At 37.2% G+C, this 12222-nt stretch carries 5 protein-coding genes; 2 read left to right on the top strand and 3 right to left on the bottom strand.

Annotation, left to right across the window (positions count from 1 at the left end; all coding sequences use genetic code 11):
- The first annotated feature begins 32 nt into the window (after positions 1-32).
- Both K2F26_RS13320 and K2F26_RS13315 read left to right on the top strand, forming a co-directional pair.
- A complete protein-coding gene (locus tag K2F26_RS13320; protein WP_220608216.1) occupies positions 33-1064 on the top strand; it encodes a dihydroorotate dehydrogenase-like protein in 1032 nt (343 codons plus the stop codon).
- 437 nt (positions 1065-1501) lie between these two features.
- A complete protein-coding gene (locus tag K2F26_RS13315; protein ID WP_220608215.1) occupies positions 1502-2596 on the top strand; it encodes an ATP-dependent 6-phosphofructokinase in 1095 nt (364 codons plus the stop codon).
- Positions 2597-2620: 24 nt separating this feature from the next.
- Here K2F26_RS13315 and K2F26_RS13310 read toward each other — a convergent pair whose 3' ends face one another.
- From K2F26_RS13310 to K2F26_RS13300, 3 genes are all read right to left on the bottom strand, one after another.
- Entirely contained in the window at positions 2621-5617 is a 2997-nt protein-coding gene (locus K2F26_RS13310) for a PAS domain S-box protein (RefSeq protein ID WP_220608214.1), read from the bottom strand.
- A 552-nt stretch (positions 5618-6169) separates the two neighbouring features.
- On the bottom strand, positions 6170-9787 hold the full coding sequence (ppsA, locus tag K2F26_RS13305) for a phosphoenolpyruvate synthase (RefSeq protein WP_220608213.1): 3618 nt from the start codon (positions 9785-9787) through the stop codon (positions 6170-6172).
- 333 nt (positions 9788-10120) lie between these two features.
- Positions 10121-11989 carry a CheR family methyltransferase gene (locus K2F26_RS13300; protein ID WP_220608212.1) on the bottom strand — a complete coding sequence of 623 codons (1869 nt, stop codon included), beginning with the start codon at positions 11987-11989 and terminating at the stop codon, positions 10121-10123.
- Between the last annotated feature and the right edge of the window lie 233 nt (positions 11990-12222).

The raw sequence follows: 12222 nt of genomic DNA, 5'->3' as shown, positions 1-12222 counted from the left end.
TCACCAATTACCAATCACCAATTACCAAACCTATGAACATCACAACAACATATCTAGGATTAGAATTAAAATCACCCCTTGTACCTTCAGCTTCTCCCCTTTCTCAAGAAGTTGATAACATCAAATTAATGGAAGATGCTGGTGCTGCTGCTGTGGTGATGCACTCGCTTTTTGAAGAACAATTAACCCTAGAAAAATTTGAATTATATCATCATCTAACTTACGGTACAGAAAGTTTTGCAGAAGCTTTAACATATTTTCCTGAACCCACTAATTTTAATGTTGGTCCAGAGGAATATTTAGACCATATTAGAAAAGCCAAAGAACAAGTAGATATTCCTATTATTGCTAGTTTAAATGGTTCTTCCTTGGGTGGTTGGACTGAATATGGTAAACTCATGCAAGAAGCAGGAGCATCCGCACTAGAATTAAATATTTATTATGTTCCCACTGACCCAGATTTAACCAGCGCAGAAATTGAACAGAATTATATTGATATTCTCTCATCTGTTAAACGTGCAGTCACAATTCCTGTAGCTGTAAAACTCAGTCCTTATTTTACTAATACTGCCAATATTGCTAAACGTTTAGATCAGGCTGGGGCTGATGGTTTAGTATTATTTAATCGGTTCTATCAACCAGATATTAATTTAGAAACTTTGGATGTTGAACCTCATGTACTGTTAAGTACACCCCAAGCTATGCGTTTACCTCTACGCTGGATAGCTATTCTTTATGGTCATATTCAAGGTAGTCTGGCTGCAACTAGCGGTATTCACAACGCCCATGATGTGATCAAAATGTTGATGGTGGGGGCTAATGCAACTATGCTGTGTTCTGTGTTGTTACGGCATGGTATTGATCATATTCGGTGTTTAGAAAAAGATTTGCGGGAATGGATGGAAACCCATGAATATGAGTCAGTTAAACAGATGCAAGGTAGTATGAGTCAGCTTAACTGCCCTGATCCTAGCGCCTTTGAACGCGCTCAGTATATGAAAGCTTTGCAAAGTTACAAACCAGAATGGGGTAGACAAGTACAGATGTCAACACAGATGAGGTGATTGGGGACTGGGGACTGGGGACTGGGGACTGGGAAAAATCACTGATTGATATTAGTAATTAACTTAGCGTAAAACCGATAACCCGACTGGGAATGAATTCCCAGTCTCATAGCAAAAGTCATCTAAAGATGACTAAAAATACCCATCAATCTACAGCACTTTTGGAGTAAATGAGGTACACGAATTTTAGAAGGTAGTTTTAAGACTTAAATTTCAATTGATTACTGTACCTCATAAACCTCGAATCTGCTGTATATCTATAGTTTACTTTAGTAAACTTTGACTATTAGCCATGAAATTCATTTCATGGCGGGTGTAGATGCTAACAAATAAGTCATCTGTAACCTAAGTTAACACCATCCAGCTTTTGTTAACCTCCTCAAAAAAATTACTCCTCCTGACTCCTGAACTCCTGACTCCTGAACTCCTGAACTCCTATGAAAAAACGTATCGGTATTCTTACAAGTGGTGGTGACTGTCCTGGTTTAAATTGTGTGATTCGTGCTGCTGTTAGTCATGCGACTCTTACATTTAATTGGGAAGTTGTCGGTATTCCTTATGCCACCCAAGGTTTATTAGAACGACAAACTATACCCCTAAATTTGCACGGTTGGGATCTACGTGGTATTGATCCTTTAATTAATATGGGGGGAACGATTTTAGGTAGTATTAATAAAGGGGATACTTTAGCTGCTGCACCAGCAATTTTAGCTAGTTATGAAGCTTTGGGTTTAGATGCTTTAATTGCTGTTGGTGGTGATGGTAGTTTAAAGATTATCCATGAATTAGCAAATATGGGTAGTTGGAATTTAGTTGCTATTCCCAAAACTATTGATAATGATGTCGCTTTAACTGAAAGATCAATTGGTTTTGATACAGCAGTAAATACAGTTGTTGATGCTATTAATCGTCTCACATTTACGGCTGCAAGTCACGACCGAGTGATGATTGTGGAAGTTATGGGACGTACTGCGGGACATTTAGCATTATATTCTGGTATTGCTGGGGGTGCTGATGTGATTTTAATTCCTGAAATTCCTTATACTGTCAAGGGTATTTGTGATCATTTACAGGAATTGCGCGATCGCTGGCGACGCAAATTTGCTATTATTCTTGTGGCTGAAGGTGCTACCCCTTGTTTAGAAGATTTAAGTGATGGCCATACTTGCAGTTTAGAAAATGCCCCTTCTGATCATATTACATCCCCTAAATGTGGTCGTGGTCAATATATTGCTGATCAAATTTCTAGTTTAACTCACCATTTTGTAGATACCAGAGTATCGGTTTTAGGACATATTCAAAGGGGTGGTATTCCCTCAGCTTTAGATCGTCTTATAGCCACAGCTTTTGGTAAAACCGCAGTTGATTTAATCGCCCAAGAAAAATATGATCAAATGTTAGCTTGGAAAAATGGAGAAGTTGTAGCTGTTCCTATCCAAGATGCTTTGGATAAAAGTCCTGCTCTTGTTGATCCTAAATGTGATTTAGTCCAAATTGCTCACTCTTTGGGTATATATATAGGAGAAAAATAATTGATAATTGATAATTGATAATTGTCAATTTTCCATTGTCAATTCTCCATTGTCCATTACCTGATTTAAACTGTGCAATAAATCATTGGCAGTGTAAGGTTTTAATAACACTGCTTGAACTTTTGTTTCTCGTGATTCCGGTAATAACTCTATTGTACCCAGTCCACTGCAAGCAATCACTTGTACATCTGGGTTCATTTTTTGCATAGTGCGAATAGTAGTGACACCATCCATTTCAGGCATCATCATATCTATTAAAACTACACTGATTTCCTGTTTATATTGGGCATAAAGAGCGATCGCTTCAATGCCATTACTAGCAGTCAAAGTCTGGTAGTTGTTATTTTCCAGGATCATTCTAGCCACATCAAGTATTTGAGGTTCATCATCAACTACCAAAATCAATTCTCCTTTGCCTGGTTCTATTTCCAATTGCTCTAAACTAGGGATTGGAGGAGATTCTAATGATGGTAAGAAGACTTTAAATGTACTGCCTTTACCAACCAGGCTAGAAACTGTTACAAAACCATGATGACTTTTAATAATTCCTAACGCTGTTGGTAAACCCAATCCTGTCCCAGTACCAACTTCTTTAGTAGTGAAAAATGGCTCAAAAATTCTGTCTAATATTTCTGATGAAATTCCTATTCCTGTATCGGTGACAGTAATCACAATATAATGCCCGACTTTGGACTCAAGATTCATCCGTGCATAAGCTTCATCAATAAACATATTTTCCGCAGTAATTGTTAGCATTCCACCTGCTGGCATGGCATCATGGGCATTAACTACCAGGTTCATTAATACCTGATGTAGTTGTGTAGTATCTCCAGAAACAGTCCAAAGATTTTCAGGTATTTGAGTGCTAAATTCAATAGATTTGGGGAATGTCTGTTTAGCAATTTGAATAATTTCTGTAATCAGGTGTTTAACTTGTACTATTGTTTTTTCTCCTTTTAAACCTCGCGCAAAGGATAAAACTTGTCTGACTAAAGCTGAACCTCGTTGAGCATTATTTTCAATAATATCGAGCATTTGGGGATGGCGTTCTGGATTTTTAGCAAGTTTGCCTTTAAGTAATTGGGTTGCAGTTAAAATAGGTGTCAATATATTATTTAAATCGTGGGCAATACCACCAGCTAAAGTTCCAATGCTTTCTAATCTTTGGGTACGGTAAAATTGATCTTCTAGTTTTTTTCTTTCTGTAATATTAGTATCTACAACTAAGATGGATTTTGGTTGTCCCTCAGCATCAAACATCAATGTCCAACGACTTTCCAGAATAATTTCCTGGCCAGATTTGGTTTTTTTACGTAACTCACCTTGCCAAGTTCCCAACTTAATTACTGTTTTCAGGGCGTTTACTTCTTTTTGTAGTGCAGTTTTAGGGCAGAAAAGATCCTGAAGGTTTTTGCCTACAGCTTCATCCTGAGTCCAACCATATATCCTTTCTGCCCCCCGACTCCAAAAGAGGATTTTTGTGTCAAAATCTCGCACAAAAATAGCATCGGTAGCGATATCTAATAAAGCCGCTTGCTCGTAGATTTGCTGTTCTTTTTGTTTGCGATCAGATATATCTCTAGTTGTACCAATTACCCGTATTGGCTGACTTTGTTTGTCACAGTAGACTTTTCCTCTGGTGCTTAACCAGTGCAGGCTACCGTCAGGCCAAACAGCCCGATATTCAACACTAAACTCGGTTTTTTGCTCAATGGCAAGATTCAGTTCTTGAGTAAAAACCTGAATGTCTTCAGGATGAATTAAATCTAAGAAATCTGAACAAGTTGGTGGACACAAACTACCCTTGGGCAATCCGTACAATGGACCTACATGAGCAGACCATATATAGGTATTGGTGGTCATGTTCCAATCCCATATTCCCATTTTGACCGCTTCCAGGGCTAAAGTTAGTCGCTCTTCACTTTCCCGCAAAGTTTGGTCAGCCAGTTTACGCTCGGTAATATCTTCACCAATGCCACCATAGTATTCCACTTGCCCTGGTTCAGGAGCTACTTTCACACTAGCAGGGAAAGGTTCTCCCTTTCGTGGTTGGATACTAATTTCCCATTCTGGGAATTGTTCTAAATCTGCCAGCCGGGATATAAAGGTATGGCTATCTTCTTTAGCAATATAAAGCTTGAGTGGCTTGCCTACTAGATATTTTATGTCTACAGATAGCAAGGTTGATGCTGCATGATTGGCCTGTTGAATGTTGCCCCATTGATCAGTTACTAAATAACCACAGGGTGTAAATTCAAACAAATTTTGATAACGCCGGCTTTCTAATTCTACAATCTCACGAGCAACAACGAGTTGTTCGTTTTGTTGGCGTAGTTCTTCCTCAACAATTTGCAGTTCTTCTAGAGTTTGCTGAAGTTCTTCGTTAATTTTTATCTCGTTGGCAACTTTTTCTGCTACCAATCTGTGTATAATATTTTGATTTTTACAGCATACTTCCTCTGTTTGCTTATTGTGATATTTACACTCACGGTATCTATTATGCGCGGGCTGTTGTGACTCTTGGAAATATTTTTGTAAACTCTCAACAACACCAACTATTTTCACTAAATCCAATTCTGCTAACAGGTCAGATTCTCTAACTATTCCTACCAGTTCTTCCCTATCATCCACAATGGGTAAATAATGGATTCCATGTTGCTGCAAGATTGACAAAACTGTGGTAATGTCTTGCAATTCTGATTCTCTTAGTGTGATAACTTCCTTGGTCATCACTTCAGTTATTTTTGTATTCAATAAATTCCATTTAAACTCTTTTAACCGAACTATATCTCTCAGGGTAAATATCCCTAATAAATGCCTTTCTTCTACCACTAAAACATAGCTTCTATCTTTGCTTTTTGGTAATGATTCTGAGGCGTTGACTATTTCTGGGCTGTTACTTTGTTCTTGAATCAAGACAATAGCATCCATTACAGGGCTATCAGGGCTAATCCTCAAGGGACAACGATCAATAATTTGATGTACACTCTTTGAAGTAACTAGCTGATCGTTTAATTGCATATAATCTATAATTTGAAATATATTAATGGGTGCTGGTTATATCGTGTCCGTGTTCAGAGTTTTCATTAAGAAAGTAGGATTGCGGGGTACAGGAAAAAAGATATTTTTCCGATTTTTGCACAAATCGCGTGATCATTACCAACTCACCAAACATGATATTAACGCCAGCTTTTTTTGAGGATCTTTAAATTCACTTTTTGCTGCCAAAATTGGGGATTGGGGATTGGTGATTGGGGATTGGTGATTGGGAAAAATAAAATTAATTACCCAAAAGTCAAAAGTCAAAACCAAGACAGCATAGGATTGTCGGAGATTTAGAATGGTTGGTTTATTTACGCTGTGTTGTACTAGGAAGACAAGGAGGTATTGTAGACAAGGAAGATTTGATACGCACACCAGTATTTTAACGTAGTTTTCTGGTTACCAAGAGCATCTGATTTTGTACGGTTTTCCTCCCTTGTCCACTGTCCTTCCAAGTCATCCAAGTCTTGCCCTCACGACAATGTAAAATACCTACACTTGTGAGGTCCCCAGTCCCCAGTCCCCAATCACCTACATTCCTTCTGCTTCTGCAATTTCTAACATGGTCTTGATCACAGAATCAGGGTTGAGACTGATAGAATCTATACCCAATTCTACCAAGAATCTAGCAAATTCGGGATAATCGCTAGGAGCTTGACCGCAAATACCAATCTTGCGATTATATTCTTTAGCGGTGGCGATCGCTTTAGCAATTGTCCGTTTTACAGCTTCGTTGCGTTCATCAAACAAATGGGCAACTAACTCTGAATCTCGGTCTAATCCTAATGTTAACTGTGTCAAGTCATTAGAACCAATGGAGAAACCGTCAAAGACTTGGCTAAATTCGTCTGCAAGTAGCACGTTACTGGGCAATTCGCACATTACATAAACTTCTAAACCGTTCTCACCACGAACCAAGCCGTTTTTCGCCATTTCTTCCAGTACCCGTTTTCCTTCTTCGGGAGTGCGACAGAAGGGGACCATGAGGATCATGTTAGTTAAACCCATTTCATCCCGTACTCGTTTCATGGCTTGACATTCCAGAGCGAAACCTTCACGGTAACGAGGATCATAGTAGCGAGAAGCACCACGCCAGCCGATCATTGGGTTTTCTTCTTTGGGTTCAAATTGTCTACCACCTAAGAGGTTAGCATATTCGTTACTCTTGAAATCAGACAACCGAACTATCACAGGTTTGGGATAAAATGCTGCGGCAATTGTACCAATACCTTGCGCCAATTGAGCTATGAAAAATTCAGCTTTATTTTCATATTGGGCGGTTAACTCAGCAATTTTATATTTTGCTAGTTCGTCTTCCAATTCATCAAAATGCAACAATGCTAAAGGATGAGCTTTGATATGGTTCGCAATAATAAATTCCATTCTTGCTAAACCCACACCGTCATTAGGAATTGCTGTTAAACCTAAAGCTTCCTCTGGGTTGCCCACATTCATCATAATTTTTGTGCGGGTTCGAGGCAAATTATCTAAAGGTAATTCTTGAATTTCAAAGTTTAACAAACCTGCGTAAACTCTGCCTGTTTCACCTTCAGCACAACTAACAGTAATTTCCTGTCCTGTCTTCAAAACTGTAGTCGCATTTCCGCAACCAACTATGGCAGGAATACCCATTTCTCTGGCGATAATTGCGGCGTGACAGTTACAAACAACTACAGGAGTATATTTGTCCGTGAAAACTAGATAATTATGATGATCGGCAACAGTAATATTATAAACTTCAGCGTCTACTGCATCTGCAACTTTAACAACTCGTTGCATTCGCAGATCACCTTGTAAAAGGTCTGCAAACTCACTCATTTCACCCAGTTGTTTATCGGAAATAAGTAAGTTTTTATCTCTTATCAATTTGATTTGACTTGTTACATTGTCACCAAATAGTTGATTAGTAGCAAAAAATCTAGTTTGAATAGTTCGTGGAGTAGTATCTCCTTTAACTCGTTGGGTATATTGTAAAATTTGCTCTAATTTTTCTACAATTTGGACATTGTAGATATTACGGTTTTTAGTAACTTGAGGAACAGTATTGATTTTCAAACAAGCAATAATTACAGCTTGTAGTAAGTTTTCTTCAGAAATATAAATGTTGATGCGGTTATTAGCATAGCAACCATCACCATCAATTACACCTCCTAAAAATTGATAGGAAACTTCTGAAGAATTTTCTAGGAGAATTTGAGTAATCTGTTGTTCTTTTTCTTTTAAGTCATAGGCGATCGCCTGAGAATAAACACGATAAGCTGTAGCTTGGACTGTTACCTGTTTTCCTCGGATGTAACCTGAAGATACTGCTTTCTCACAAGTCGCAAAAGATTTACCATAAACAGCATTCATTTTTTCATTCATAGTAGCTATGAATGCTTGTTTTTCTGGTACAGATTTTTGGATAAACTGGACTTCTCCATGAGTTCGACTGGTGTAAATTGAACCGTCTGTAATAATTCCTCCCAGAAGATAAGCTAAATCTGCTGCTTGATTTTTGCTATTACCTAATGTGGGAATATTCTGAGATACAAGCACCATTTCTTGATTATTTAACATTTCTTGAATCTCAGTTTTGGTATATTCACCATTCCTAAGATTGACCATTTTATGATCAGGAGTTAACCGCAGGAAATTATCTCTAACTTTTCCAGTTTGAGATACACTCACACCAATTATTTGAGATGTACGTTTCATTGCATCTATAATTGGTTTCCATTCCATCTGATGGGTTTTAGTGTTCAGGGCTAAAGTTGATAATCCTTGATATCCTTGTTCATAAATTTGTTGCATGGTCATAAAACCTTGATTTGTGAGAATTTTCGTTTCTCCATCAAAACAAGTTCTACCACCAGAGTTAGTGACAATAGCACTAGCTTTTTTCATAATTGGTTCCCAGTCTGGGTCTGTACGGTTGGTAACTAACACTTCACCAGCTTGGAATTGGTTAATTTGGTGAACATCAAGAATTACTCTAGCTTTACCTTGACCAATCATTTCGCCAACGCTACGACCTGTTAACAGAACATCACCTTTTTCTTTGAGAACATAAGTTCTGAGAACAGTTTTCGATTTTTGAGATTGGACTGTTTCTGGTCTAGCTTGGACTATGAATAATTCTCCAGTGATACCATCTTTTGCCCATTCAATGTCCATTGGAGTAAACATACCCCGGACTTGGGAATAATGGTCTTCAATAATGGAAGCCCAGTTTGCTAATTGCAATATTTCATCATTATTTAAAGCCAATTGGTTTTTTTCTGATTCAGGAACGGAAACATTTTTGGTTAATTTTGTTCCACCCAAATCATAAACCATTTTAATTTCTTTTGTTCCCAACCGTTTTTGCAGAATGGGTTGATATCCTTGTTTTAAGGTGGGTTTAAATACTAAATATTCATCAGGGTTAACAGCACCTTGAACCACGTTTTCACCTAAACCATAGGCCGCAGTAATTAATGCTGCATCTTTAAAACCAGTTTCCGTGTCAATGGAGAACATCACACCAGAACAAGCCATGTCAGAACGTACCATTTTTTGCACACCTACGGATAGTGCAACTTCAAAATGATCGAAACCTTTGAGTTGACGGTAGGAAATTGCACGATCTGTAAAAATGGACGCAAAGCATTTATGACAAGATTCTAATACGTTTTTAAGTCCGTGAACGTTGAGGTAAGTTTCTTGTTGACCTGCAAAACTGGCATCGGGTAAGTCTTCTGCTGTAGCACTGGAACGCACTGCAACGTCGGTGTCTTCACCGTATTCTTGACATAAAGCTTGATAGGAACGGGCGATCGCTTCTTGCAAGTCTATCGGAAATGGCGTTTCTAACATTAGCGACCGGGCTTGTTTACCACATTGTCGCAAATTGTCAACATCTTCTACATCTAAAGTTGCAAAAATCTTTCTTAATCTGGTTTCTAAGCCTGCGGCTTGGATGAAATATCTATAAGCATAAGCTGTGGTAGCAAAACCTGTAGGAACTTTCACTCCTTTAGGTTGCAACTGCTGAATCATTTCACCCAAGGATGCGTTTTTGCCACCGACAAAGGGTATATCTGCAATACCAACGGTATTAAAAGGCAGGACTAAAGCCTCTTCTTTGTTAAATTGGCTGCTTTGTTGATTGGGTCGCATTTGCACCATGATCTTGAGTCCTTTAAAACTTACAAATTTTTTTGATTTTGATGCAGAAGCTTTTACTAACTTTTACTAAGTTGTTCTGCTTTTCGCTTCCATAATTATTTTTATACAAATAAAATTTGAGGAACTTGTGAGGATAAAAATTTAACGAAATGTGAAGTAAATATTGTCAATTTGTTTCCCGATGTTACGATATATTTTGATAATTAATTAAATAAACCTCACAATTTCCTCATATTGTTCAACTACATTATATATAAAAAAGTAAAAAAATTACGTTAACATTTTCAACCCTTAAAGCCATTGACAGATCAAGTTTTTCTAACTTGTTTGAATTTATTGATTATGAATCATATTTTTGATTTTATCTACATCTGCCATCATCACAACTACCCCTTCTATTTTTTTGTCGATCAGGGGGTTGAGGGCAACATAACATTGGATTTGTTTACCTCGGCGATTTGTAGCAGCTAAAATCATTTCTTGGAAATCTATTTTACCAGATAGGATATCCAGAATAGGCGATCGCAACTCTTCCACAGGTAAACTAATATCTAAACTAAATAGAGATTTATTGATCACTTCATCATTGCGTAATCCCCATAAATCTTCTACAAAATTATTCCAAATTAAAATGTTAAAGTTTGGGTCAATGACAACCATTCCTGTTTGCAGGCTTTTAAGAATGGATGTAATAAAAACATTGGTGCGGTTCAGTTCTAAAGTGCGATCGCTTAACTCATAATTAATTGTTTGTAATTCTTCATTTGCAGATTGCAATTCTTCATTCATTGTTTCTAATTCTTGATTACTAGACTGGAGTTCTTCGTTAGTTGTTTCTAATTCTTCATTAGTAGATTGTAGTTCCTCGTTGGTAGTTTCTAATTCTTCATTAGTAGATTGTAGTTCCTCGTTGGTGGTTTCTAAATCTTGTCGAGAACGTTGCAATGCTTCTTGCAATTGGACATAACGGGTGACATCATTAAAACTTATGCTCACACCTAGTAAGCTGAGATTATCGTCTTGTAAAGGTGTGATCCGCACATCCAAGTATTGCTTTTCTGAATTTGATAAATAGCGTTCTACATTTGTAAGATTGATGGGACGACGTTCTTTGTATGCTCTTTCTATTAGCGATCGCAATTCTATTGGTCGATAGGAAATTTCCAACTCGTGAAAAGGACGATCTAAATCTCTCATTGATAAACCAAACAAACTGCGAGCTTGCTCATTGATAATCACTAATAAACCATTGATATCAATGACTATTTCCGCTACTGGGGTTGCATCAAAAGCCAACTCTTGCAAGCGAATGTGTTTAGATAAACGACGATTAGATTCATCATCTGCTGAATTTGCCATAACTAATAGGCGATCGCGTAAATTTGTTGATGATAATTTAGTAAATATTCTATTTTTTAAGTCTACAGGTATGAACAAATTAGAATACATCAGCAGCATCTCGGCTTTACCTAAAAACAAATAGCCAGTATCATTCAGGGCAAAATGAAACCTAGCCATTATTCGCCCCTGCACCTCAGAATTAAAATACATCAATGTGTTGCGACACACCAGCAAATCTAACCGAGAAATCGGCGCATCCAAAAATAAATTATGACGACCAAAAATTACACACCGACGCAAGTCTTGACGAAATATATAATTATTCCCTGCTAAATCAAAATATTTATCCAGTAGTTCCGTTGGCACTTTATCAATATCTTTCGCTGAATATACAGACTGACGTGCCTGATTCAGAGCTTCTTCATCAATATCTGTAGCATAAATTTTGACTCGATGACGAAACTCTTCTACTCCTAATGCTTCAGCAAACAGTATTGCTAGGGTATAAGCTTCTGCTCCCGATGCACAACCAGCAGACCAAATGCGAATCTGCTCACTATTTTTTTTACCTTTAATAATATTAGGTATAACTTGATTTTCTAAATATTCCCAAGCAGCAATATCCCGAAAAAAGTCCGTGACATTAATCAAAATGGTATTGAACAAATAATTAAATTCTTCTGGGTGAACTTCTAAATAATCTATATAATCACTAAAATTGTCTATATTTAATGATTGTAAACGCTTGGTAACTCTACGTACCAAAGTTGAACGTTTATAGCCAGTAAAATCAAAACCTCTATTTTGTCTAATATAAGTAAGTAAATTTTCAAAGTTTGCAGGTATTTCTGGGGCAGTCATAGGGTCAAAAATGAATAATCAGGTCTCAAGATAATAGACATATTTTGTTGAGTATGCTTAATAACTTTTCAAGCATCATCTCAATATCAATCACATTTTATTTATAAAAAATTTTATATTTCTAATATATTTAAATTCTCTGTATAAAACTGCAACCATGAATTTAGTGAGAAAATGTCATAAAAATAATATAGTCTTATCCCTTAAGTTGCCTGGACTTATAAAAACAGGAC

The organism is Sphaerospermopsis torques-reginae ITEP-024 (genome assembly GCF_019598945.1).
GTDB lineage: Bacteria > Cyanobacteriota > Cyanobacteriia > Cyanobacteriales > Nostocaceae > Sphaerospermopsis.
The sequence above is the reverse complement of the archived record's forward strand: the minus strand, read 5'-3'. Positions and strand labels throughout refer to the sequence as shown.

Excerpts from the sequence above, each read along its gene's own strand:
- K2F26_RS13320 (WP_220608216.1), top strand. The coding sequence starts at position 33 with ATGAACATCACAACAACATATCTAGGATTAGAATTAAAATCACCCCTT.
- K2F26_RS13310 (WP_220608214.1), bottom strand. The coding sequence starts at position 5,617 with ATGCAATTAAACGATCAGCTAGTTACTTCAAAGAGTGTACATCAAATT.
- K2F26_RS13300 (WP_220608212.1), bottom strand. The coding sequence starts at position 11,989 with ATGACTGCCCCAGAAATACCTGCAAACTTTGAAAATTTACTTACTTAT.
- K2F26_RS13315 (WP_220608215.1), top strand. The coding sequence starts at position 1,502 with ATGAAAAAACGTATCGGTATTCTTACAAGTGGTGGTGACTGTCCTGGT.
- ppsA (WP_220608213.1), bottom strand. The coding sequence starts at position 9,787 with ATGGTGCAAATGCGACCCAATCAACAAAGCAGCCAATTTAACAAAGAA.